Consider the following 25,817-nt stretch of genomic DNA (forward strand, 5'->3'; position numbering starts at 1 on the left):
TTTCCTAGGATACCAGTTAGGAGATAAATTATTATAACAAAATAATCCTACAATATGAACAAATCAAGCATCAGAATAACCGTTAATCCTGAATAGAATGAACTCAAATTGGATTGTTACCCTAAAGTTGTTCGTCCTCGCTTATCTTTTGTCTTTTCCCGCAAACCCTTTATTCCTAGTTACTTTTCTTTTTGCTCCGTCTCGCCCCTTTGATTTAGGCTTCTTCGAAGGGCGAGACTCTTCTGTGGTAAGCTGAATAACCGTATCCGACTGTTCCTTTGTCAGCAGCTTCAAGGCAACCGAAACTAATACAACAGAATCGTACCGATCCAGTAATTCGGTTGCTGTTTGCTCGAACTGTGAATGGTGACCCTCTTCGATTAGCTGAATCATCTTTTCTGACGCTATCTGTTCTTTCGACTTCATCGCTTCTGCAACTGTCGGAACCGATTTGCGGCGAATTTTTACTTTTGTAGCTTTTTCAATATCCCGAATTTGACCTGTTTTCCTCGGTGTGACAAATGTCGCTGCAATCCCCGTCTTACCAGCTCGTCCTGTTCTTCCAATGCGGTGAACATAACTTTCTGGGTCTTGTGGGATGTCAAAATTATACACGTGAGTAACGCCTGAAACATCAATTCCCCTGGCAGCAACATCTGTTGCGACTAAAATATCAATGTTGCCCTCACGAAATTTATTCATTACAACATCTCGCTGCCGCTGATTTAAATCTCCGTGCAATCCACCAGCAAGATAACCTCTTTTATTTAAGGCATCGCTCAATTCATCAACGCGCATTTTTGTTCGCCCAAAAATGACCGCCAATTCCGGATTTTCCACATCCAACAGACGGCAAAGAACATCAAACTTATCACGTTCATTTACCTCATAATACACTTGTTCCACTGCTTGAGATGTGATTTCTTTCGCCTGAACTTTAATGATTTTTGGGTTGATCATAAATTTTTCCGCAAGGTTTTGAATCGGTTTTGGCATGGTTGCCGAAAATAATAAGGTCTGTTTTTCTTTTGGTGTCTCTTTGAGGATTTGCTCAATATCTTCTAGAAATCCCATATTCAACATTTCATCCGCTTCATCCAGTACGGCCATTGAAATGTGATGTAACCGCAGCGTTTTTCGTTTGATATGGTCCAACAGTCTGCCAGGTGTTCCAGTAATTATTTGCGGACGGTGTTTTAACGCTTTAATTTGACGTTCAATTGACTCTCCTCCATAAATAGGGAGGGAACGGATTTTCGTATATTTTGCTAGGCGGTTTATCTCTTCTGAAACCTGAATGGCTAATTCCCTGGTAGGGGCAATGACAATGGCTTGAACCGATTCTTTGCTCGTGTCTATTTTTTGTAAAATCGGTATACCAAAAGCTGCTGTTTTACCCGTACCGGTTTGTGCTTGTCCAATAATATCTTTCCCCATCAGGGCAATTGGGATCGCTTTCTCCTGGATGGGGGATGCTTCTTCAAAACCCATATCCGTAATCGCTCTTTGCATGGGTTCGCTTATACCTAATTCATGAAATGTTATCATACTCAAAAACACCTTTTCTTTGTTTATATTTCATTTACTCAAAAAAAGCTGCTAACATGATTTTGTTAGCAGCCTTGCACTCATACATGTATCGTATAAGCTTTTGTTATTGGTTTATAGCTTAACAACGTTTGCAGCTTGATCGCCACGATTGCCTTGCGTAATATCAAAGCTTACACGTTGGCCTTCTTCAAGCGATTTAAATCCATCCCCAGTAATTGCAGAGAAATGTACAAATACATCGTCTCCACCTTCAACCTCAATAAAACCAAATCCTTTTTCTGCATTAAACCATTTTACTGTACCTGTATTCATAAAGAACCTCCAAAAGTTTAGTTAATATGCTGCTTATATTTGCCGTAGAAAATAAAAATTCACATATTATCGCGGGTCACATATACACTGAAAATATAACCCCTGATAACATGTGAATTATAAATATCAATACATAGTTAAATCTTAAATGTAGTATATCACATTCATTTCCAAGTAACAACAAACAAACATTTTTTATAGAGAATGTAAGTAGCACATAGGTATTTATTTTCAAGGATTGTGTGTTACTCATATTGCGATGGAAAGTACAGAAGTGTATTAAGAACAACAAAAAGCCTATCCGTAGTTGCATGTAACACAATCACGGGTAGGCTTTTAGGAAATTGTTGATTCCTAATTAATAGATCTTTTGTCCTTTGTAGACTGTTTGTTTTATTAAGAGCAGTACGAAGCCCTGTAGCTAATTTTACTGCATCGCCATTTGCCCAAAAATGCATATAAAAGAGACGTGGTTCTTCATTTAGCATATAGTTGTGTAGGGCTGTTACTTCGATACCATTCTCACGTAACGCACGAGCGACTGGATTGACCTCTCTTGTTATTTCCATATAAGATTAGGATTCTCATCTTTTAACTTATATAGCTCTTCCAACTTACCAACAAAGTAGTCCTGGATGCTATTAATATGATCCTCTTCTATTAACAAGCTCGATAACGATATTTCATGATACAAACAACTCCAACCATTTATATCATCTGGCTCTTCGTATATCCAGTCTTCATTTTCTTTTCCGAATGTTTCCATCGCTTTTAGTACTTCTTCGGTAAGACTACAATTTGGAGATACTTCGATAAGCACACATAATGTCGGGTATTCCTCTTCATTGATCCAAAAACCACACACAACGTACTTCCAATCCGATTGATCATGTGTAATAACATATCGATCATCATATCTTAGTTGCATGGCTCTATTTGGCCATTTTTTAGGCTTACCAAATAATCTGCTGAATGCCTCAGTTACCTTTCCATCCAAACAGTCGTCCATCATAGTTAGTGTCTTTCTAGCGTTTTGAATACTATAAATATCTAGAGGGGAAAATCTACGACTCTTATTCAAACGTAACTCCTCCATGTATGTAATAACCTGCTTACAATAAAGATCATTCGTATATTCTCGTAGCCAAGCATAAAACTGGTACCACTGTATTTGCTTAAACTCACTACGGTTCAATTTGCTAAAGAGAGAGCTTCCATCTTTAGGGTCATAATACTGGGTTATATAAAGTAAATGCACCCTATATCCTCGTTTACGGTATTCATTTAAGTGATCTGCATATCTCGTAAGTTGTTGATTCCCTTCACCGCTACCAAGTTTGTTCTCAATAAATAAAACATGCTTTTTTGTATGATTCCTAAATGTAATAACTAAATCCGGACGGCTGTCCACTGAATGTGTACTTAGTTTTGAATAAGTTCTTTGAGTGTGGACATGTATAGTTTCAGCTTTTTCCAACTGTTCATCTAAAAAATGATCAGCAAAGTCAGATAACTTATTCGGGCACTCAAATAGTAAACTAATAATCTCTGTTAAATAATCTTCTAATGGGTGAAAATCCGTGCTTTTTAATAAGCTATATTGTCGTAGAAAAAGTGATTTCAACTTCCCTCTCCTTTTCTTATAGAAACAAATTCCCCAAGGTAATTTTATCCATTGAGTAAGTCGTACCAATTATCTGGAAATCCAATGTCAGTAAGTTTTACATCTTCGTATTGTTCTAATAAAGCATGCAGATTAGTAACAAAACTATGCCATTCCCCGTTATCTCTGCATAACCTACGCATAATATAAATAGCTGAGAACACGCTACCTTCTTTGACCCCTTTTTGTAAATCGGAATCAAAAAGCTTAGGAGATACAATTAATTTTCTTTTGTTATATAGCCGTCCATAATGGGCACATACATTTCTGATATATGATAAGCATCTTAGCCAACTCTTAATGTAAAACGCTGAGACGTAATATGTCGACTGTGCTATTTGTTTTTGATCCTCTTTATGCAAGTTATGAAACAACATAGAAAGAGCACCGAATGATATTACTTCAACCATTACCCAAGCAGGAAGCTGCCCGTTATATTTAACTTTATGGTGAGTGATGAAAGTTTCGTTCTCGTGCTTCACTTCATTGTCTACCCGAGATAGAAATTCAGCATGCCATTTTTCATTTTGAAAAAATTCGCTATTTTTATATCCTATAGTTCCGTACTTATGGGCCAGTAAATAAGCAATGTCAGTACGAAAAGCGATTTCTATATTTTCAAGCATCGGAATCAAAATATTTCGTAATTTACGATCGAATTCGTATAAATTAAAAATATGCTCAAAACTAACTCCGGCGAAAAATTGTTCTTTCTGTTTTAAAGAGAGCATATACCCTTTTAACCGATAATAATTAACTCGCTTTAGAATTTCTGTAGCTTCTAAATCATTTTTAATAACTAGCCCCCGGATCTTTAAAAGGTTTAGTTGTTCCTCGTAGGTTACCGGCGGCTTTAGATTTGGTTGTTCGGTGGATTCACTCATAGCAACCTCCATAAAATAAAAAGACTCACCCTGGTCCGCATTGTTAAGAGGCGTGGTGAGTTCTGTTATTGTTATTATAGTCGATTAAAATACCATAGGTCAATGCAGTACGGTAAAGATCTATGAAAATCTTTGTCCTGGCTTAATGTTGGAAACAAATTAATGATGCCAGCCCTCGCCCACTCCATATAAATATCAGGGACATATGCTGAAGTTTTCATCAAATCGGCTGCATCGCCTGCATAAACCTTCCCATCCGTTCCAGCGCCTTCTCCAAATCGACGAGCGAGGTTGCATATGAGCAGCGAATAAAGCCTTCTCCGCCTGATCCGAATACATGTCCCGGTACGACCGCCACCTTCGCTTCCTCCAGCAGCCGAAGAGCAAACTGCTCAGATGACATTCCAGTAGAAGTAATGGAAGGAAAGGCATAGAAGGCCCCCTCAGGCTCGTGACAGGCCAACCCGATTGCATTCAAGCCGGCCACAAACAGCTTGCGGCGTTCATTGTAGCTCGCCATCATCTCGTCCTTGGCAGCCAAGCCATGACGCAATGATTCGAGCGCAGCAATCTGTGCAATGGTGGGAGCACACATCGCCGTGTACTGGTGGATTTTCAGCATGCCGGCAATCAGCTCACGCGGACCGCACGCATAGCCTACCCGCCAGCCTGTCATCGCAAAAGCTTTGGAAAAACCGCTAATAACAATCGTACGCTCCTTCATGCCTGGCAAGGAGGCGATGCTGACATGCTTTCTCCCGTAAGTCAGCTCGGCATACACTTCATCTGAAATAACGACCAGATTATGTTTGATAATGAGCTCTACAATCGGCAGCCAATCCTGCTCCGTCATAACTGTTCCGGTCGGATTACACGGATAATTGATCATTAAAGCCTTTGAACGGGGCGTAATTGCCGCTTGCAGTGCTTGCGGGGTCAGCTTGAACTGCTCCTCTACCGTAGCCGCCACCTCCACAATTTTACCGCCATGCAGCTGGGTAATTGGTTCGTAGGCAATATAGCTTGGCGCCGGAATCAGCACCTCGTCACCCGGATCGATCACTGCCCGCAGTGCCAGGTCGACGGCTTCACTGCTCCCCACCGTCACAATAATTTCCTGCTCGGGGTCATAGGAAAGCGCGAAGCTACCGGAAAAATAAGCAGAGATCTCCTCTCGCAGCTCCATCAAGCCGGCATTCGAAGTATATTTCGTCTGCCCTTCATGCAATGCCTGAATGCAAGCTTCACGTACCTTTTCCGGTGTAACGAAATCTGGTTCTCCGACTCCAAGGGCGATTGTATCTCCGCCTGCTGCATTTAGATCAAAAAAAGCGCGAATTCCCGATGGTCGAATATCCCGTACACGCGAGGATAAAAACTGCCCTGTTCTCTCTTCACTAAACATATTGCACCTTTTCATCATGACACCTCATTTTTCTTAAAAATCATTGATCGTTATGCCTTAAGAAAGCTGCGCGCCTGTTTGCCGATTATTTGAATACCCCGTTCGATATTTTCGTCCGTTACTCGTGAAAAACCAAGCCGCAATGTATTCGTCCCTTCGCCTTCTTGAATAAAAAACTTGTCTCCCGGTGTAAAAATAACGCCCTGTTCTGTGCAAGCTTCTAGCAGCTGGCGTGTATGTACGCCTGTCGGGAAGGTGAGGAACAAATGCAAGCCCCCGTCACCAGACAGCTGCGCCTCTGGAAGATGTGCTTCACAGCATGCCTTTGTCAGCTCATATTTGCGCTTATACTCTGTACGTGCTTTTTTTACATATTTATCGAAATTTCCGTTAAGCAAATATTGATATAAAATCGATTGATCGATTGTTGATGTATGAATGGTGCGTGCCCGCTTAATGCTTTCCAGAGTGTCGATCAGTGCTCGGTCTCCAAGCACCCAGCCTACTCGCAAGCCAGGGAACAGCACCTTGGAGAAACTGCCAATATAGATGACTCCGTTCCCTTGCCCTGCTGTCGCTATTAAGGGCGCAATATGCGATCCCGAGTAGCGCAGCTCCTCATTGAATCCATCCTCGATCACCGGAATTTGATAGCGCATCATTAATTTCATAACGGCACTGCGCTTTGCCGGCGACATGACGATGCCTGTCGGATTGTGATAGGAAGGAGTCAAATAGGCCAGATCGAAGCTATTAGTCTGCAGTACCGCCTCTAGCCGCTCCACATCAATACCGTCACGCTCCATCGGAATGCCGGTAATCTCAAACCCTTGCAGCTTCAAATTTTTGATCGCTGTATGATGGGTCGGATTTTCACAAATGGCTGCTCCGCGGCGTGCAGAAGGGCGCAATGCCGACAGCACAATGTCAAAGCCTTCTGTAAACCCGCCTGTAATCAACATATCCTTGCCGCTTATATCGACGCCCTTGTTCTCCATATAATGCATCAAGTAATCGATCAGCGGCTTGTAGCCTTTGGCATAGCCATAGTTGAGCAGCACCTGCCCCTCGATTGCCATCCGGTCCATAAAGGCTCGCCTTACATTCCCCAGATCAAATAGCTGCTCATCCGGAGCGATGCTTGTGAACGAGATGGTTCCTTTTGGAGCACGAATACCTTGCTTCATCATATCCAACTCTACAGCCGATACAGCATACTCGTTCATTCTTGTCTTCCAGTCGATCTGCCAGGCAGAGCCGTCAGCTCCTCCGTTATCTACAGCCGACTGGCCCACCATGGCGGCCACATAGCTGCCCTTGCCGGGAATCGCATACGTAAATCCGTCATCCTCTAGGCCTTCATAGGCGGCAATGACTGTATTGCGGCTCACCTTAAGCAGACCGCTCATTTCTCGTGTGGAGGGCAGCTTCTGATCCGTCTGAAGCGCCCCTTTTATAATTAAACGTTTGACGTATTCTTTCACTTGTATCGCAACTGGACGGTCACCGACGAGTTTGAAATCCTGGAACATCCTTCATCGCCCCCCTCTATAATGATGACATAAAAGACGAGAGAAAAAAAAGAACCACCGCACTGGATTTTTCATCCTTAGGTGGTTCTTCCGCATTTACTTGGTTCAGTCTTCAGCCTACCCTGACAATGAGTTAACACTTTGTCAGTTCGTAGCACCCTGCTTTATTTTCAATTTCTTTTCTTGTGGAACGGACCGTTTTATAAATAATGAAACGATCCATGCGATGGCTACTAGTCCGAATGCAAGTAAGAACGCGCTTTTCATTCCAGCAATCATCGCTAGGATTTGTAATGTAGACTCATCTTCCTTGATCACCGTTTTTTCCATAAAACGAGTAGAACTATTGGTCATGATTGATACAAGTAATGCTGTCCCGACAGCACCAGCCACCTGCTGGAGAGTACTGATAATAGCCGTACCGTGCGGATATAATGGAGGTGGCAATTCGTTCAAAGCGTTGGTCATGATCGGCATCATGACCATTGAAATCCCCAACATTAATAGCGTATTGAAAATCATAATCGTGCTGTAGGATGTTGACAATGTGATAAAGGCAAATTGCCACAGCGTATTTGCGATCAATCCCAATCCGATAAGCGCAAGCCACTTGGCACCAAATTTATCAAATAATCGGCCTGTAATTGGTGACATGATCCCCATGACAATACCACCTGGCAACATGATCAAACCTGCCTTCAACGGACTGTAACCTAACGCATTCTGGAGAAAAATCGGCAACAACATCATCGCTGAAAACATCGCCATCATGACAATCATCATAATCAGCGTCGACATCCTAAAAATGTTGTATTTAAATGTTCTTAAATCTAGCAACGGTTGTGAAATCGTCAATTGCCTCCAAGTAAACAGGGCTAAAGAAACAACGCCGATTGCAATTGGAACTAGGACTTCATTGCTCGACCAACCCCCATGTCCTGCACCAGAACTGCTGAATCCATACACAATCCCTCCAAAGCCTAAGGTTGAAAGTAGAAGCGATATCGGATCAATCTTCGGGTTAGTCGTCTCCGTCACGTTTTTGAGCATCACATATGCCAATATAATAACAAACAGTGCGATCGGCAGAACGCCGTAAAAGAGAACCCTCCAACTGAAATGCTCTACAATGATCCCTGATAGAGTGGGGCCAATCGCTGGAGCGAAAGTAATAACAATTCCAATTGTCCCCATTGCCGAACCCCTTTTTTCAATAGGAACGATGGAGAATACCACATTAGTTAATAAAGGAAAGAGCAACCCAGTACCCGCCGCTTGAAGCAGCCTTCCGATCAAAAGTACTTCGATCCCTGGTGCGATAGCCGCTACAAATGTCCCCACCATAAACGAGCCCATAGCTCCAAGGAACAAGCCTCTTGTCGTGAACCGCTGAATTAAATAAGCGGTGACCGGTATAAGCACACCAATAACTAGTAGATATCCAGTTGTCAACCATTGCGCGGTACTCGGCGCGATTCTGAAGTCATTCATAATTTTCGGCAATGCTACGTTAAGTAGTGTTTCATTCAAAATGGCTACAAACACACCTAGAATCATAATCATGACCAACAAAAAGTTGCCTCTGCTCCCGAATGTCCCTCCGTTTTGAGTTGTTTCATTTTGAACTTTCAAATTCTTTCTCCTTTCGACTTGCAAAATACCTAAGTGAACTAATAAGCGTGATCCTTCACGTTTGATATTGATAGAAGCATTCCAGTCCCTGTCTGCTACAAAACCACAATCACAGTGGAATGTACGCTCAGAAAGAGATAGAGACTCCTTTACTTGATCGCAGTATGAACAAGTTTTGGATGATGGAAACCACTTGTCTATTTTGATAAGCTTCTTCCCTTGCTCCTCTAACTTGTACTCAAGAACGGAACTTATAGGCGTTGTTTGCCATATCGAACCACCTCACTCCTACAAAGAACATTTGTTCTATTATATCATGATTGCGACACCTTTGGCTTACGCCAACCGAAATTCATCTCCCGCTTTCACTGGTGCTATTGCACCTTCACGTTTAGAAGTGGTAGATGAATTTCGGAAGGAAGTTAAAAAAATAAAAATAGGGGTTGACTGAAAAGGATTTTTTGATTTATAATTAAAATGGATATATTTTATACAAAAATACATTGGTGGTGTATCTATATAAATTTACCACAGTTTATCCTTTTTATCAATGTATTTACACGACCATCGCTATGATGGATCATAATTGTTGCAAATTTAAAGGAAGAAGGAAATTCCAATATTAAAAAGCCCAATTTCTTAGCATTACTCTTAAGAAATTGGGCTTTTTCCGTTACTCCATTAATTAGCTTTAGAAACGCTTTAAAAACAATCATATTTCGTAAATTTCATTATTGTGAAAGACTACAGTTATCTTCACTTATGTTCGCTTTTCTATAAAAATGATCTGTATCCGGTCGGTGAACACTTCGCATTTTTGCGGGATTTTAACGAATGTTATGCATATATGTTTGTTAATTCGTTCGTATATTGTTAAAAGGTAATCTTTCGCATTCAAGCTAGTCCCTTTATTATCTTAGGCTTTTATACCGCTGGCTGTTTCTTCGCGTTTCGGAATCCCATTGCGTCCTGGAAAATCCGGAGCCAGTTCTCGAGCATTGGGCATCTTGAGCCACAATCTTAGCAAATGACGTCTTAGCTCCGGTTCTTCATAATCTTCAAATTGAGTACGGGAATGCCAAACCGTATAATTATTAGCGAATTGGATATCGCCTGGTTCAAGCATCACATCTAGACGATTATCCTCATCATGAAGAATGGAATCAACGATGTCAAAAGCTTCTATTTCCACCTTGGACAACGGGGTCCCCGCTGTCTCATGTGCCAATTCGACATAACGTCGCATATATCGAGAACTTAATTTACCAGCGTGATAACTAAAGGTCGGGGTAAAGTCTGGCCCGCCATCACCAAGATTATCCATCAGGGCTGGGCGGTAGAGAATTCCAAGATACTCTGGATATTTTTCCAAAATTTCATTATAAAGAGTCATAGCACTTGCCAGGCTACTTAAACCACCTGATTTTGCTTTACGAAGAGACAGTAATCCGACCACATCAGATAAATCGGTGTGATAGGGAAGGTACTCATTCGTTTCGTAAACACGGACAGTTTTCGTATCCTTCGCCCCTATGTTCTTCACATGTCCTAAAAGGTCTCCTTTTGCGTTTTGCGTGACCGGAATGCCGATGTGAAGCCCAAGACCATAGTAAATGATGCTTACTTGTTCATCCGTATATCGTTCGATCGGCAATCCACGAAGTAATAGAAACCCCCTCCCATTCTCTAATTCATCAACAAAGTAAGCAATTTCATCAGTAAGGTCAGGAATTGAAAAGTCCTCCTTGGTAAAATCTGGTGCCCGTAACCCCTTTTGTTGTACATGATGTAAAGCATTTTCAAGAGATGCAATCGCTTCTTTAGACCAATAATAAATCCAGGAACCATCCTGTAGTAGTTCTTTTCCTTTCCACGTTGCTGATCCTTGAATTTTTTCCTTTAAAATAATTCCCATCATCTAGTCCTCCCTTAATCGAATTAATCTATCAACCTATCAATCTAGAAAATCAGGCTGTTCTTTTTTTATACGTTCCCATAGGGGTTGAAACTGAAACGAAACCAACCGATTTCACTGTTCCCCATTTGCTCGCTTGTTAGCCGGGCAGAATCTATAACCAGAAAGACGTAGCTAATCGTTCTTTTCGGTGTTGACGTTCTTTTTCAACCGAATAAAATTTAGATTGTTTAGACAATTTTAATTCTGCCTTCATACTCGAAATAATCGAGGTTAAAATATCATATTTAGAAAATAACACCTATTTAGATAAATTGCAAATTATTAACAGTAAACATTTTTAATCTTCTTTCATATATACCAGGTCAGCTCTCTATCCGCAAAGTCCTGCAGAATGTATGACGAGGAACTGCTGGTCGGCAAGCTCCTCGTCATACATTTCTTATTAGCTAAACACTTTTAGCGTCTTTTATTTTATTTGAACAAAAAAGAGCATTTTTTTGGAGGATAGTCGCTTCTTTCTCTTGAGCTTTCTTCTAATTGAGCCATAATGGATAAAACAATGTTTTCTTGATGAGGTATCGACACAATTTGCACCGCGACAGGAAGACCTAGCGAGCCTTTTTCCGCATCCATCGCCGCCTTTTGAACGATGTCATTTTTGTTTCGTTCAAGAACTTCTTCCCCACTTTTAACAAAACTGTACGAAAAAGCGCCTGAAGGAAAACCTAAATAATTGATGAGAGAATTGTACGCTCCCTCGTACGAAAGATTTTTAGAACCATTATGAAATAACGCAGGCGTTGGAAAAACAGGACAAATAACGGCATCCAAACCTTTTTCCCGCATGTCGTTTAAAACCAAGTCCCGATATTGCTCTCGATTTAATAAAAGCTTCTGATATTCTTCTTCTGTTTTGGCACCCGTAAATGGAAGGACAACCGATCCGATCGTTTGTTGTCTTAATAATGTAAGAACGGAGACCACCAGTTTTCTCTTAACCTTTCCCAACCTTTGAGCACTGAGTAATTTTTGTATTGGATATTCCTGTTTTGATACTCCGATCGTTTCCTCGATGCCCTTACCTCCGTCTGCACAGATCATCCCGTAAAAATTTTGCATGCTTTCTTTAATTAGCGGAAATTCATAAGCAACCAATTTTGCGCCACGCTCTGATAATACTCCAGCAGCTTCTTCTATCGCTCTTGTGATAGAACGCGAGGGACAAAGGATGTGATCAGTTGTCCAAACGCCGATTTTCAAACCTTCGATAGTTTGAAGGCTCATTTCTTTGCCCGCTAAAACCTCGAATGCCAATTTTAAATCGTCTACAGTTCTGGCTATAGGTCCAATTGAAGACATCGCCCCTGCTTCTCTTCTAATATGGGTGATACGTTTCGGCGGGTGCTGCGGTACTACTCCTGGAGTAGGCTTTAGTCCATGGACTCCGCAAAAATGGGCTGGCGTTCGAATACTTCCACCAATGTCCGTACCTATGCCAAGCGCCGAAAACATAGAAGCGACAGCAGCCCCTTCTCCTCCAGAACTTCCTCCAGGTGTTCGTTGAAGATTCCATGGATTATTTGTTCTCCCGTATACCGGATTAAAGGTTTCACACCCCATTAATAGCTGCATGGCGTTGGTCTTAGCGAGAATGATAGCACCAGCATTTTTTAATCTTTCTACAGAAGGATCATCTTCTTTAAGCAAATCATCCTTACCTTCTATCCCCCAAGTAGACGGTGTTCCCGCCACATGAATGCTTTCTTTCACTGTGACAGGAACGCCGTGAAGCGATCCTAAAAATTCTCCTCTTGCCGCCATCTCGTCACGTTTCTTTGCTTCAACGCGCGCTTTTTCGAACAGCGGAACCGCGATAGCATTGATATCCTTATTCTTACTTTCAATTCTTTCAATAAATGAATTGACCACTTCCAATGAAGTAAATTCTCCATTTCGAATACCCTTTGCAAGTTCAATTGCCGACAATGTGTATAATTTCATTTTCTTACCCCGCTTATAGTCATCTCCAATACAAGATTCATTGTAACTCAGCAAAATCCCTGCAATTATTAAAGTTAATTAGCGTGCCCCCTTTAATGTCAATCAAGGAAATGTGACGCTTTTGCACGCAAAAAACACACTATCCAGGTTTAGAAATAGTGTGTGGTTATGTGTCCTTTTTTGATGGTTTGATGAGCGGAATCTCTAGCAAAAAGGTATTTGTGGCAAACAGCTTTTTTCATAAAAAGATAGATTATGCAAATAGATTTTCCGAGTTGACCATTTTTGATATGTTTTCATTACTGTATTCCAAAATACTGTTTAGCTGTCCTATGTAATCAAATGCATTAATTTCTCACATATTATTAATTTATACTGAAATCAACAAGAAAAAGGCCATTGATTCGTTTGGAATCTAACAAGAAAGCTGCCTCATTTTACCGAGGCAGCTTTCTTAATCAATCCTTTTTGAAAGAGTTTAATCGCTAATTGTGGATACGTTTCGGTTAAAGTAATTGAGAGTTTTGCCAAGACTCGATACGGCTGCATTGACTGCGCCGAGTGCCGATGAACCAATCGTCGCTTTTTAATAGTGTCATACTATTATTTCTTTTTCTCTCCTGTTATTTTTAAATCATGAACAAGAAGATCGTATAACACACTGTCTTTCTTATTCAGCGTATCCAGAAACGCTTTGCCGTCATTCGCTGTGACCTGTTCTTCTGTAAGGTACTGGGAAGCTGAAATCCCTTGAGCTTTTACCGGTTGATTGACGTTCCAGCTTTCACTTTCCGTTTCAATATCTACAGATTTCACTCCGCTTTCTTCAGCATTCGGCAGCCCAACATGAATCTTCATATTGGACTTACGCTCATGAAGGGTATTATCTACAAAGATATCAGACTTCACATAATTATCCTTACTGAAAAGCATTTCGAATTCTTTGTCTTTTTTCGCTGCATCTAGATCTTTTTTGAAATTCCCAATCATCGTATCTAATTCTTTCTTGAATGACTCAGCTGTCACTTTCGTAGAAGAATCTGCCTCATTGATCGCACGTACGAATACCGCAATTGCCTCTTTATCTTTACTGATTCCCTCCATCAAACCGAGTACAAGCGAAGGAACTTCATTTCCATACACCTCCAAATGTATGTTATGTCCATCAACCATCTCATTGTGTACTTTATCTTGTTTAGACATAACTTGAAGTGTGGATGGAGTTGGCATATGTTTTACAAGATACGGGATAACCTTTTTACATGTTTCCGCATAGCTTTCCTTTGAAGCAGCTGGCAATATATTTTTATCTATGATACGAATTGGCTTACTTGCATTATCCAACTGTATAATTACTTCATTTCCTTTTACAAATAACTTAAATGGAATCTTGCCTTTTTTTAATGTTAGTGTCCCTTCCATTGACACCGTGTCTTTGTTTTCTGTTACCACGTGTGTTGTGATTTGAATATCACTAAATAAATTGAGCAGTTTACGACTATCTTGGTCTTTTACTTTCTTCTCATCATAATTCAGGTGAATCGATGTTACCCCATTCGCCTCCATTGACGTAACTTCCATTTGCTTTGTAATATACTGGCTAAAGTCTATGTTTCCGGCAGACGAGCAACCCGTTAATAATACGATGGCTGCACCAGTACCTACTATGATTTTCTTCATGTTTTTCATGTTCATTTCTCCTCTGTTATTTTTTATTTTGTAACATCATTCATTTGATGATTTCCATATTCTAGTGTTCCATCTGAATAGTACACTAGAACATTATGCAAGTCAAACATTTTCTATTCGCTGATATTCCCTCTTTTCTTATTTTGGGTAAATTCACTATCAAATTTGAAGCTGGTTCAGCAATATTTACGCATAATTGTTTCAACCGGCCCTCGCTTCAGCCACTTTCTCCATATATGCGAGAAGATAATCGCCAACACAAAGAAACAGCAGCTGTACGCGAGCGCAAATGATATTTGCCCATTCTCCAGGTAGTTGACCGCTTCAAGAATGCCCAATCCGATGATGATATGTCCGATATAATGGGATAACGAGAGCTGACCGGTATGGATGATCGCCTTCGTCAGACTAGACTTCTCCCACTTGTCCACAATATACAAACTTAGAGCAATGACGAAAAGGGCGGAACATATGCTGGACAAAACATATAGCATGCCGGGCGGCATCGGTTTAGTCCCGAATAGGTAATGAGTCGCTTCCTTGTCCAGTATCGATGACGTCCCTCGGATTAGAGCATAGGAAATTGTCTCGAATACAGTCGTCCCGATTGCACCGAACAGCAGAAGCGTCATCCGATTTTCCCTGTTTAACCATTGCTTGCGGCCGATCCACAAGCCGATCAGGAAAAAGCACAGCCAGGGGAAAATCGGGTGAAAACCGTTGAATAGGAGATTACGCACGAATCCGGCGATTGTCCAAAAACCCGAATATTCATGGAATGTGGCATTCCATCCTTTGCTGTAGTCGAACAAGAGCAGAAACAGCTGCGACAAAATCAGCACAGCTCCGAACAAAACGATGAGCAACCGATCCGCAACAGTAAGCAATACGGACGCAACGAGCATAAACACGGCGTAATAATGCAAAATATCCGCATTCCAGCCGAATAGCAGCAGCATGAGCCCAGCCAAGAATAGAAATACCGCTCTTCGGTGCAAGCTGTTCCGACTTTTCCGTAGCGCATCCCGTTCCATCGAGCTTCTCGCTTTGGCGGTCATGAGCGATACGCCGATACCGGCCAGCACCACGAACAAGGCGGACGCTCTCCCTTCGAACAGGCCGGCGATCACTTGCAGCCATTCAGCGCCGCCGCTTTGCGCTTGCATTGCCAACTTGTAGTTCACAATAATCATGCCGAAGATTGCCCATGCTCTCGCGTAGTCAAGAGCCGTGATACGTTGCGTTTGTGTCGGTTGATTCACCCTCTATTCACCCCTAACGATAGATTTAACCGCTTTAGCCCAAATTTTGTCATAGCGACATTGAAAGCCATAGGTCATAAAATTATCCATGCTGTCGATAATCATCGTCAGCATTTGGGCATGAGCCAGCGTATCCCCGTCCTTGACTGCCCCGATCGAAACGCCGTGCCGCAGCAGCTCGTGGAATCCCGTTGTGAATCCGTCCAAACTTTCAATCAGCTTCTGCATATACTTCAGATTCCGATAGCCCAGCGCTTGATATTGATGCATGATGCGTGAATAATACTCGTCTTCCGTCTGGCTTTGAATGGTGCTTAGCCCGTCTGCAATAAGCTTTTCCTCGAAATTGTCCTTCGAATATTGCTCGATGCTGAAGAAGTTGACAAATGTGATGCTTTTGCAAATTTCATCAAAAAGCACATCGATGATCGCTTCCTTCGATTTAAAGTGATAATACAGTGCGGGCTTTGAGATACCGATCTCCTTGCCGATTATCGCCATGCTCGTTTTGTCAAAACCATGCTCGGCAAACAGGCGATAAGCCGTCTTCAATATGGCTTCGTACGTCGTCGACGTCGTTGATGTTTTCATGTTATATCCTCTCCCTTTCAATTTACTTAACGGTCGGTAAGTAAACTATAATCGATTTCCAATATTTTCACAATAGGTTTCCAGAGCGGTAGATGTATGAACGGCAACAAATACAAGAAAGCTACCTCATTTTACCGAGGCAGCTTTCTTGTAGCTTAACTTATTATGTGACCACCTTCCACATGGAGAACGGTTCCAGTCACAAAACCATTTTGGAGCAGGTATAGTACGCTTTGTGCGACGTCTTCTGCTTTTCCAACTCGTTTCACAGGGAGTTTGTCTGCCACTGTTGCATAGAAATTATTGCGCGCATCTTCAGGCATTTTACTGCGTGAAGGCGTATCAATAATGCCCGGTGAAACGATATTCACGCGGATTGGAGCTAGTTCCAAGGCGAGAGTTTGGCCAAGACTCGATACGGCTGCATTGACTGCGCCAAGTGCCGATGAACCAATCATTGCTTTGTAAGCAACAACACCAGAGAATAAAGTGATCGAACCGTACGGCGAAATTTGGGCTGCGCCGTATTTAGCTGCATAGTATTGGCCCCAGAATTTGTTTTCGAACAATTTCCGAGCTTGGACAGAATCCGTTTTGAGGAATAACCCGCCCGATGTTTCCGCGGCGCTGACGACCAGATGATCGAAATGACCGACTTTTTCGAAAAATGTTTGTACTTGCAGTTCATCAGTTGTATCCAGTTGATAAGCTGTAGTTTTGGATCCCAGAATCTCTTTTGCTTTTTGCAATTTATCCTCAGAGCGGCTGGCTATTATCACTTCTGCCCCAAGTACTATCGCTTGTTTAGCTGTTTCTAAACCAATGCCGGAGCTGCCGCCGATAATCACTACTCTTTGATCTTGTAACATGAGATTACCTCCCTAAGATGTGCTTCGAGTTCGGATACAAACTTATCGATCTTTGGATTTTTAATGACATCGTAGCAAGCAAAGCTCTTTACAGGCTGCATGCCGAGAAATTCCTGTGCACGATGCAAATGACTGAGTGCTCCTTCTAAGCCATCCCCTTTAAAAAACTGTGTTGGATCGTTAAATGCTTTTTCCGGGGCATTCCAAGTCGTAGAAAACATATACATTTTTCCGTTTAATAATCCGCCGCTCCCATATTGCTGAGCGCCTTTGAAAAATAAGCCGTATGCATATACTTCATCCATGTATGTTTTTAATAACCCGGGAACACTAAACCAATAGATGGGGGTTTGGTAAATGACAATATCGGCCCAAATAAACTTCTGTTGTTCTTCTTCGATGTTATATCCATTTTGAATACTTGTTGTTTTTACGTTGTTCTTTTCGTTGAATAGACTCACCATGCTATCTACTAACGTTTGGTTCAACTTCCCCTCCGCCGAACCATATTTTTGGTGACCATTTATGATAAGTATATTTTTCATTTTCTACCCATCTCCTTCGAATCCCAAGGTTTAACTTTCCAGTATGACACCAAGTTGTTGCATTATTGTAATCACCTCCTCATTTAGAAACGGAATTATCGGCTCACATTGATATTGTATATATAGTAAGTTTATTTAAGGAAGTAGTGATATTAAATACATATAGTTTCCGAAAAGATACTATTGTGACATAATAAGATAAATCAGTAGAAAATATTTTTTTGGAGGATTTTTCAATGAGTGGTCTTGAACCGATCGAACTGACTAAAGGAACACCGGGTGAGCCTTGCCCCATTGCCAAAACGCTTGACGTGATAGGGACTAAATGGACTTTTTTAATTATTCGGGACCTGCTTATCGAAGGAACGCTGCGATTCAGCGACCTGCTGAAATCCATGGATGGGATTAGTCCAAAAACGCTCTCACTCAGACTTAAGGAATTGGAGGAACGCGGCATACTGGAAAGGAAGGTATTTCCGGAGGTTCCTCCGCGCGTGGAATATACGTTGACGGAAAAAGGAAAACGATTGGAAGGTATTTTTATTGAATTAAAGAGATTTGGGTTGAATTTATAATATGGATACGTATTGTTTGTAAAATAAAAACCGTAAAGAGAACTAAATCGATTCTCTTTACGGTTACTTTATTGGCCTAGTGATATAAGGTAGCCGGGATATTCTTAGCCTTCGATTTCTGAGCCGAGGTATTTTTCCACAAAACGCAAAAAAACCTTAGTGCACGGCGAGAGATAGCGTCCCTCAACGTAAAAAACAGAAACCCAACGTGAAAGAGGCGGGTCCAAAGGTAAAATAGAAACGGTTGGTCCAGGAGACTCCGCCATCAAACGCGGAAGTATCGAAACGCCTAACCCCTTTGCTACTAGTGTTCGTGGAGAGGCGCACTCGTAGGCAATAAGCGGATCGAAACCTTCACTAATGCATGCCGCAAGTAGTTGTGAACGAATTCCAGACCCCTCCTTAAAGAATACAAATGATTCTTCCCTAAGTTCCCCGATAGAAATTGTTTTTCGCTTCTCCAGTGGATGTCCTTTCGCGACGACCAAAACCAATTCATCTTGATATAGAGGTTTTGAGCAAATCCCCGTCTGCGCTACTACCCTTACCAAATTCGGTGAGTATGTAACATCCAATGTGTGGCCCAGTGCGAGATCTAATTCTCCTTTCTGGAGATCCTCTAGCAACGGTTCAGTAGTATTCTCCCTTATAAACACTTTAATCCCAGGGTACTCTTTCCCGAACGCTACCAGCAAGCTTGGCAGCCTAGTTTGTACTAAGGACTCGAGCGCTCCTATCATAATTTTGCCGTGCGGATCGTTTGTGAACTCTTTAACTGAGTCTTTCGCTCTTTGCGCCTCTGCTAAGGTCTTTTCAGCACCAATATAAAATTGCTCCCCAGGCTCTGTTAACGTTACCCCTCGCCCGATTCGTTTAAAGAGCTTAACGCCGAGTTCCTGTTCCAAATTACGTATCTGTTGCGAGAGCGCTGGTTGGGCTATCTTTAGCCGTTCTGCTGCTCTTGTAAAATTTTCAAGTCTCGCTACCTCGACGAAGTAATTTAGCTGTCTAAGCTCCATATATTCAAAGACCACCTCACATCAAGATATAAGTAATTCTTATGATTATTATATTATATATATATTTTTCTTATTGATTGCACTCTATTATAATCCTTTATATAGAAAAAGGAAAAAACATCATGAAAAATGGGGAAAGAAGGAGAACAAGTGAGTCGCAATCAATTAAAAGGAAGATGGTATTTTGGCTGGAACATTGTAGCCGTGTGTGCAGTTCTTACGTTATTAACAGTAGGGACGCGGTTAGGCATTGGGCCGTTTGTAAAACCAATTTTGAATGACTTAGGGATGGATAGAACCGCACTCTCGGTCATTATTGCCATCAGCATGTTGGTCTATGGCATTGGTATGCCGTTGGCAGGGCGACTGCTGGATTGGTTTGGAACACGCACTGTTCTGCTGATCGGTGTAGGATTGGTCGTGTTATCTATTATTTGGACATATTTTTCTCATGACGTACTAAGTTTTGCGATTGCTTATGGCGGGTTGCTCTCATTGGGATTATCCTTTACCAGTCCGGTAACAGTTACTCCGGTTGTGAGTAGATGGTTTACACAGCAAAGAGGAAAGGCGCTGTTTTACTTGGCAACTGGTTCTATGGCAGGGATTGCTATCATGACTCCGATTTTTACAATGTTTATTACTCTTGTCGGATGGCGCAACACGCTACTGTTGCTCGCAGGCATCTTTATCGTTATCGCTGTCCCTTCAGCCATTTTTGTCATCCGCGATGAAGTGCCTGAGGGAGGCGATGCGCTGCCAGGAAACCAGAGGAGCTCATCCCGTACTAAAGGACAAGAACCTGTTGTTTTATCCTCTTGGACTGAAGCGCTTAAGACACGTCCGTTTTGGCAGGTAGCTTTTGGTCTGTTTGTCTGCGGCTTCAGTATGAATCTGCTTGGATCTCATGGTGTGCCAATGCTGACTGATCATCATTTTTCTAATGTCACCGCTTCGTTCGGGGTCGGGATAATTGGTATTGTTGCAGTGATAAGTACGGTGTTCTTGGGTTCTGTTGCAGATCGCATTTCTCGTCGAAATATGCTGGGTTTGATTTATTTTGTCCGTGGATTAGGTTTCTTAGGTCTCGTTTTGGTGATCGCCCCATGGCAGCTATATTTAGTGGCTGTAATCGGAGGTTTGGTCTGGGCAGGCAGTTCTGCGCTTTCCTCTGCGATTCTGGGAGATATCTATGGTGTGAGATGGCTCGGTATTTTATATGGTTGGGCTTATTTCATTCATCAAATCGGCGGAGCAATTGGTTCTTTTCTAGGCGGATGGAGCTATGAGCATTTTGGTACGCATCTGGTTGCCTATGGCATCACCACCGTATTATTAATTTTGGCGAGTGTGGTATCTTTACAAATCCCTTCCCAACTTAATTTACCCAAAAAGCAAGATTCGTTTTTTAAGGTTACATTGTAAAAAACAATTTTCTTATGGCACTGCCTCACTTGTTTTACAACATAAGAATGAGAACGAAATCGGGGATGGGTCCAATTGTGCTCTTTTCACAAAGATAGCCGGTTTTCACCATGTTAAGGGTGTAACCGGCTTTATTGCTATCTTTTAGAATGCAACTTGAGGAAAAAATCGGTTTTTATTATCATTATAATATTTTCGATTTTATATTTTTATTACATAAGTTTTTGCGGCTATATCATTCCATCCCTGTTTATCCTTTTGCCAGGCAATCCAAAAGTATCCTATTCCTAGCAAAGCAACACCAATCATCCAAATCCAGTAGCGAACAAATGCATCCTTATAGGTAAATTTACTTCCATCTATTTTTACGATTTTAGTTCTAACCAACATCTTCCCAATGGTTTGTCCACCTAAGAACCAAAACAACGTATAGTAGTTATAATCAATAAATTCATAAAATATAAGAATAAACCAAATGGATTCACTCCATGGAGTTAGAATGATTGGTTTCAACCATTGATAAAGCAAATAAGTAAGTAATACAAGAATGATTTCATCAATGGTTAAGGCCAATACCCTTAACCAAAATCCTGCCTTTTGATTCATTTTTCAATTACTCTCCCTTCTGATAGAAGAGGTACGGATGATTCTACACTTTTTTCCGGATTATATCCGATATTCCCAAAGTTTCGGAGAGCAAAATGATACCCCATATTACGAATGATATTCCACCATAATCCAGTCTTCGATTTCCACATTCGTTCTATAATAGATGGAATTGAATAAAATTGGCGCGCTGCCCATTCCGTCCCCATCAATAATTCTTCCGGAGACATAAGAGCTGGTTGAAAGACTACATCTTTTTTTCCGTTATATTTGGACCAATCTTTCGTTAGAATTCTGCCCTCTCCCTCAAGTTTGCGAAATAGCGGGGTATTTGGAAATGGAATCAATACACTAATTGTTGCGGAGTCGAGACCGATTTCTCTGTAAAATTCTACTGTCGTACGAAAAATCGACTTATCATCATGATCAAATCCAAAAACGGTCCCTGCTTGAACGGCAATGCCATAATAATGAAATCTCTTCATGATCTCCTTATATTTATAAACCTGGTTATGAGCCTTATTAGCGCCATTCAGACTGCTTTGAGAGATTGTTTCTAATCCTAGAAAAAGTGCCTTACACCCGCTGTTTGCGGCAAGTTCCATAAATTCATCATCAAATGCGACATCTGACGTAGCCTGACTTGTCCACCATCTTTGAAAAGGAGCAAGGGCTTTAAATAATTCTTTAGCATAGGCTTTATTTGCCCCAATGTTATCATCCCAAAAAATAAGAGCTCGTCCTGGCATACATTTTATTTCCTCTATGATATCCGAAACAGGGCGATAGCGCATTTTTCTCTGATACATGTTTGGGATTGTGCAATATTCACAAGCAAATGGGCATCCCCGGGTAGCAATCGTAACTCCCTTTCCATACACTCGTCCTTTGATTAAATCCCATCGGGGACGAGGCATATTATGTAAATCAGGAAGTTCGCAGGATTTATATATAGGTTGCAGACATCCATTTTCGTAGTCGTTTAACAGCTTTGGCCAGACAAGTTCCCCTTCTCCGATTACCACGGCATCTGCATGATTTTGAACTTCTTCAGGCATGAGTGTAGCATGAGGGCCACCGATTATAACTTTAACCCCTCTTTTACGGTATTCAGACGCAATCCAGTATGCATGAGGAGCCGCAGCTGTATTTGCCGTTATCCCCACTACATCGACTTCTTTAGTAAAATCTATGCGTTGTACAATTTCGTCTGTATGTGTAACTTCCCAATGGGAAGGAGTGTAGGCGGCAAGTAATGGCATTGTTAATTGTGGAAAACGGATCATTCGCCGATGTCGTACAAAGCGTGAGGACTCAGATTCAGCGGTGATTAGCTCTACTTTGTATTTTTTTCTTTTCACTATTATTCTCCTCTTTAAAATAGTTTTCTAGATTATACCAAAATAACAAAAAACAAACCTTAATTTTATGCTTTTTGACAGTGTTCAGATCGCCCTAATCCATTTTGACTTAAAATGATTTGACAATATAATCAATTCAATAAATCAATTGAACAGTTGGCTTGCTGAATTATTCGTTGCTAATTTTATGGTATCTTTACATCGTTTGAATGAAAAACAATTAGTTGAGATTCAGCGGTTAAAGACTGAAATTCTACAACATCATGAAAGCATGGAACCTGTCGCATTGGAAGAAATACTGGAATGGATGGATAAAGGTGAAGTTTTGTTGTTAGATGTAAGGCCGAGGGAAGAGTACGAAATGGCACATGTTCCTGGTACAATTTCTATTCCTATTGAAGAATTGGAGAAGCATCTTGCATTATTACCAGCCAATAAAGAGATTGTAGCTTACTCCCATGGTCCCTATTGTCTTATGTCTGCTCAAGCGGTTGAAATAATGAGGACGAAAGGTATTAAAGCCTCTCGTTTAGGGGACGGCGTTTTGCTTCAGGTGAAGCACTTTCAGGAATGGTTGCTCATTCCAGTTATGCAACACTCCCCCTCGCAGGAGGATTCCTTTCACTACTATTGATACCAGTCGGCATATGGTACCATGGGAGAAAAATAACATGAATTTTTAAAAAAGATGCTGCTTTTTTAGCATCTTTTTTGTTAATCGTAATTAATTTATTACTGGTATTGCACAGGATATTTTTGGTATTGATATGGAGTGACAGTGGCGTAATAACTCGGTAGTCCATGTTCCGATTTTAAGACATCCAGTGGAATCAGCTGTAACACATCGGAACTTTTCACTGTCTTAGGATTATCGTTGTTGTAGGTTACAAGAAGATGTGCCTTTTCAGAAATGGGAGTAATCCAATGCCACCATCCCATAGGAATAAAGACGACCTGACCTGGTTTCACATGGTATTGAAGCAACTGAAGTGTATAGGGATCGATAACGGAAGTTACTACCTCACCTGAGATTATATAATCCAACTCGCCAGCATTTGGATGCCAATGTGGTTCGCCTTTATTATTATGAGTAAGTAAAAGGTCAGTTAGTGCTACCCCTTGCATTGCCGGTAGTTGTGTTGAGGTAACTTTGAATACGGTACTTTTAGAACCCTTTTGAGATAATTTATTATTTTTCAGATCAAAGAAGAGATTTGGTGCTCCCGATTGATCTTTACCTCTGATATCCATTGAATACGGCACTACGGTTCCCTCTGCCTCTCGTTTAATTTGATCTATTTTTATGATAGGTAATTGTCTTTTGTATAGGCATTACTTCTTGTATAGACACCTATATTACAGACATTTTTTGTTTTTTAAAGGGAACATGCACATGCACATCAAGCCGCGAGCATGCAGTGATTTCGATACGGTTCACCGCACTTATAGCTACAAATAATTACAAATAAAAAACCGGGCATACGCCCGATCCTGTATTAATTTAACACTTTAACAACCTTAAGCTTTCTATACGATAAGAAAAGATTTGCTCCCTTGATTTAAGTCAATGACCAATCATGATCTTTCTATTTAAAATAAAAACCAACAACGTAATGTAGGAGGATATTTTATGACTACCTTAGTAAAAGAACGATCATTGCAGCGAAAAGTCGCTCTGACTGCTGGCATCTCACTTCTAATCATGACACTTGCTGCGTTTTTTTCCTATGGCTTTGTCCATGGAAGCCTTGTGGTGAAAGGCGATGCCAGCGCCACATTTCACAACATCATGTCATCAAACATGCTTTTCAAAGCTGAAATCTTCGGTTGGGTCATCATCTTGATCAGTGACATTGTGGTCGCCTGGGCTTTCTATATCTTCCTGAAGCCAATTAATAAAAGCCTTTCATTGCTCGGTGCATGGCTCCGTCTTACCTATGCGACTATATTAGGAATTGCTATATTGAATTTGATATTTGTGCTGCTTCTCTCTACTAGTACAAACTATTTATCGCTATTTAAAATCGATCAACTTCAAGCGCATATGATGCTGTTTCTTGAAGCATTTGAATCGATTTGGTCTATCGGTTTGATCATTTTTGGTGGGCATCTAATGATTGTAGGCTATCTGGCTTTCAAATCAGACAGCATACCAAAAGTCATTAGCATCTTATTGTTGTTGGCTTCAATAGGCTATATTTCCATTCATCTATTTAACATATTTCTTCCGCAATATGGTGGAGTACTTTCAACACTTACATTTGTATTTAGTGTACCAATGATCGCAGGAGAATTGAGCTTTGGTATATGGTTGCTGTTCAAAGGAGGAAAAGTCCCTAAAGGTGTATGACAACATCCTAAAATTGATCTTTGTATACCCGCTTCTTGATTCTACTTAATGACTCTGGGGTAATACCAAGATAACTCGCCAATTGATACTGAGGGACACGATCGACTAAATGAGGTCGTGTCCGTAATAGTGCTTTGTAGCGTTCTTCTGGTGTAGATGCGATAAATGAAGCCCATTCATCTTGTACCTTACCCAAGTTGTGCTCGATCATCTTGCGTGTCATTGTTTCCAATTGTGAGTATTTGTTATACATATCCTTTTCGGTGTCAAGATCACCAACGACCAATATACAGTCTTCAAGACAAGTTAAAGCGTACGCGGATGACTTATCTTGTTTATGATGATTCAAATTCGAAATGGCTTGTTCTTCTGTGTAGAAATTAGATGTGACCTCTTTTCCCGTTTCATCTATAGAATACTGCCTAACACATCCCTTCAATACAAAATAACATTGAGCCGGAACATCTCCTTGTCTAAGGAGCACTGTTCCTTTTTCATATTCTTTAATCAGTATATCTTCAACGATTGCCTGTTGTTCTTCTTCGTTAAGTGTTGTAAATCTAGTCATATACTGCAACAATATTCTTTTCATTTTGCTTTCCTTTCAACCCTTTGATTAAGTCATTA

At 41.0% G+C, this 25,817-nt stretch carries 23 protein-coding genes and 2 pseudogenes; 4 read left to right on the plus strand and 21 right to left on the minus strand.

Going from position 1 to position 25,817, the window contains the following annotated elements; all coding sequences use genetic code 11:
* Nucleotides 1-141 precede the first annotated feature (141 nt).
* The 16 genes and pseudogenes from cshA to PO771_RS10100 all read right to left on the minus strand — a co-directional run bounded on the left by cshA (nt 142) and on the right by PO771_RS10100 (nt 17,854).
* Entirely contained in the window at nt 142-1,548 is a 1,407-nt protein-coding gene (gene cshA / locus PO771_RS10030) for a degradosome RNA helicase CshA (RefSeq protein ID WP_272559539.1), read from the minus strand.
* A gap of 114 nt (nt 1,549-1,662) precedes the next feature.
* The gene (gene cspD, locus PO771_RS10035) at nt 1,663-1,863 is read right to left on the minus strand and encodes a cold-shock protein CspD (protein ID WP_272559540.1); all 201 of its coding nucleotides are present in this window, start codon (nt 1,861-1,863) and stop codon (nt 1,663-1,665) included.
* Nucleotides 1,864-2,108: 245 nt separating this feature from the next.
* Complete coding sequence (locus PO771_RS10040; RefSeq protein WP_272559541.1) at nt 2,109-2,432, minus strand: DUF1259 domain-containing protein; 324 nt, start codon at nt 2,430-2,432, stop codon at nt 2,109-2,111.
* On the minus strand, nt 2,423-3,487 hold the full coding sequence (locus PO771_RS10045) for a PD-(D/E)XK nuclease family protein (protein WP_272559542.1): 1,065 nt from the start codon (nt 3,485-3,487) through the stop codon (nt 2,423-2,425). The genes PO771_RS10040 and PO771_RS10045 overlap by 10 nt, the downstream gene beginning before the upstream one ends.
* Before the next feature lie 44 nt (nt 3,488-3,531).
* Nucleotides 3,532-4,410, minus strand: a complete 879-nt coding sequence (locus tag PO771_RS10050) for an Abi family protein (protein ID WP_272559543.1) — start codon at nt 4,408-4,410, stop codon at nt 3,532-3,534.
* A 220-nt stretch (nt 4,411-4,630) separates the two neighbouring features.
* A complete protein-coding gene (locus PO771_RS10055; protein ID WP_272563136.1) occupies nt 4,631-5,815 on the minus strand; it encodes an aminotransferase class I/II-fold pyridoxal phosphate-dependent enzyme in 1,185 nt (394 codons plus the stop codon).
* A gap of 50 nt (nt 5,816-5,865) precedes the next feature.
* Complete coding sequence (locus PO771_RS10060; RefSeq protein WP_272559544.1) at nt 5,866-7,347, minus strand: aminotransferase-like domain-containing protein; 1,482 nt, start codon at nt 7,345-7,347, stop codon at nt 5,866-5,868.
* Between the two features lie 144 nt (nt 7,348-7,491).
* Nucleotides 7,492-8,979 (minus strand): DHA2 family efflux MFS transporter permease subunit, encoded by a 1,488-nt coding sequence (locus tag PO771_RS10065; RefSeq protein ID WP_272559545.1) that lies wholly within the window; start codon nt 8,977-8,979, stop codon nt 7,492-7,494.
* A 75-nt stretch (nt 8,980-9,054) separates the two neighbouring features.
* A pseudogene (locus PO771_RS19445) lies at nt 9,055-9,252 on the minus strand (zinc ribbon domain-containing protein); the annotation flags it as partial.
* Nucleotides 9,253-9,895: 643 nt separating this feature from the next.
* On the minus strand, nt 9,896-10,897 hold the full coding sequence (locus tag PO771_RS10070) for a TauD/TfdA family dioxygenase (protein ID WP_272559546.1): 1,002 nt from the start codon (nt 10,895-10,897) through the stop codon (nt 9,896-9,898).
* Between the two features lie 471 nt (nt 10,898-11,368).
* Nucleotides 11,369-12,898, minus strand: a complete 1,530-nt coding sequence (locus PO771_RS10075; RefSeq protein ID WP_272559547.1) for an amidase — start codon at nt 12,896-12,898, stop codon at nt 11,369-11,371.
* A gap of 603 nt (nt 12,899-13,501) precedes the next feature.
* The gene (locus PO771_RS10080) at nt 13,502-14,587 is read right to left on the minus strand and encodes a hypothetical protein (protein WP_272559548.1); all 1,086 of its coding nucleotides are present in this window, start codon (nt 14,585-14,587) and stop codon (nt 13,502-13,504) included.
* Between the two features lie 176 nt (nt 14,588-14,763).
* Nucleotides 14,764-15,849, minus strand: coding sequence for a DUF418 domain-containing protein (locus PO771_RS10085; RefSeq protein ID WP_272559549.1), 1,086 nt, complete (start codon nt 15,847-15,849; stop codon nt 14,764-14,766).
* A gap of 3 nt (nt 15,850-15,852) precedes the next feature.
* Nucleotides 15,853-16,440 (minus strand): TetR/AcrR family transcriptional regulator, encoded by a 588-nt coding sequence (locus PO771_RS10090; RefSeq protein WP_272559550.1) that lies wholly within the window; start codon nt 16,438-16,440, stop codon nt 15,853-15,855.
* A 155-nt stretch (nt 16,441-16,595) separates the two neighbouring features.
* Entirely contained in the window at nt 16,596-17,309 is a 714-nt protein-coding gene (locus PO771_RS10095) for an SDR family oxidoreductase (RefSeq protein ID WP_272559551.1), read from the minus strand.
* Nucleotides 17,288-17,854 (minus strand): NAD(P)H-dependent oxidoreductase, encoded by a 567-nt coding sequence (locus tag PO771_RS10100; RefSeq protein WP_272559552.1) that lies wholly within the window; start codon nt 17,852-17,854, stop codon nt 17,288-17,290. Before PO771_RS10100 ends, PO771_RS10095 begins: the two co-directional genes overlap by 22 nt.
* Before the next feature lie 236 nt (nt 17,855-18,090).
* On the opposite strand from PO771_RS10100, the gene PO771_RS10105 reads away from it, so the two are divergent.
* Complete coding sequence (locus PO771_RS10105; protein WP_272559553.1) at nt 18,091-18,429, plus strand: winged helix-turn-helix transcriptional regulator; 339 nt, start codon at nt 18,091-18,093, stop codon at nt 18,427-18,429.
* 104 nt (nt 18,430-18,533) lie between these two features.
* On the opposite strand, the gene PO771_RS10110 is transcribed toward PO771_RS10105, so the two are convergent.
* Nucleotides 18,534-19,448: a LysR family transcriptional regulator gene (locus tag PO771_RS10110; protein ID WP_272559554.1), complete on the minus strand. Its 915-nt coding sequence runs from the start codon at nt 19,446-19,448 to the stop codon at nt 18,534-18,536.
* Between the two features lie 150 nt (nt 19,449-19,598).
* On the opposite strand from PO771_RS10110, the gene PO771_RS10115 reads away from it, so the two are divergent.
* A complete protein-coding gene (locus PO771_RS10115; RefSeq protein ID WP_272559555.1) occupies nt 19,599-20,873 on the plus strand; it encodes an MFS transporter in 1,275 nt (424 codons plus the stop codon).
* 201 nt (nt 20,874-21,074) lie between these two features.
* On the opposite strand, the gene PO771_RS10120 is transcribed toward PO771_RS10115, so the two are convergent.
* Nucleotides 21,075-21,479, minus strand: a complete 405-nt coding sequence (locus PO771_RS10120; RefSeq protein WP_272559556.1) for an RDD family protein — start codon at nt 21,477-21,479, stop codon at nt 21,075-21,077.
* Nucleotides 21,476-22,840: a B12-binding domain-containing radical SAM protein gene (locus PO771_RS10125; RefSeq protein ID WP_272559557.1), complete on the minus strand. Its 1,365-nt coding sequence runs from the start codon at nt 22,838-22,840 to the stop codon at nt 21,476-21,478. Before PO771_RS10125 ends, PO771_RS10120 begins: the two co-directional genes overlap by 4 nt.
* Nucleotides 22,841-23,111: 271 nt before the next feature.
* Here PO771_RS10125 and PO771_RS10130 point away from each other — a divergent pair.
* A pseudogene (locus tag PO771_RS10130) lies at nt 23,112-23,342 on the plus strand (rhodanese-like domain-containing protein); the annotation flags it as partial.
* A 230-nt stretch (nt 23,343-23,572) separates the two neighbouring features.
* Here the strand turns inward: PO771_RS10130 and PO771_RS10135 are convergent.
* Complete coding sequence (locus PO771_RS10135; RefSeq protein ID WP_272559558.1) at nt 23,573-24,103, minus strand: cupin domain-containing protein; 531 nt, start codon at nt 24,101-24,103, stop codon at nt 23,573-23,575.
* Nucleotides 24,104-24,470: 367 nt separating this feature from the next.
* On the opposite strand from PO771_RS10135, the gene PO771_RS10140 reads away from it, so the two are divergent.
* Nucleotides 24,471-25,190, plus strand: coding sequence for a DUF4386 domain-containing protein (locus PO771_RS10140; protein ID WP_272559559.1), 720 nt, complete (start codon nt 24,471-24,473; stop codon nt 25,188-25,190).
* 7 nt (nt 25,191-25,197) lie between these two features.
* Here the strand turns inward: PO771_RS10140 and PO771_RS10145 are convergent, their stop codons facing one another.
* Entirely contained in the window at nt 25,198-25,782 is a 585-nt protein-coding gene (locus PO771_RS10145) for a Crp/Fnr family transcriptional regulator (RefSeq protein ID WP_272559560.1), read from the minus strand.
* Nucleotides 25,783-25,817: the final 35 nt, after the last annotated feature.

Source organism: Aneurinibacillus uraniidurans (genome assembly GCF_028471905.1).
In the GTDB taxonomy this organism is placed as follows: Bacteria; Bacillota; Bacilli; order Aneurinibacillales; family Aneurinibacillaceae; genus Aneurinibacillus; species Aneurinibacillus uraniidurans.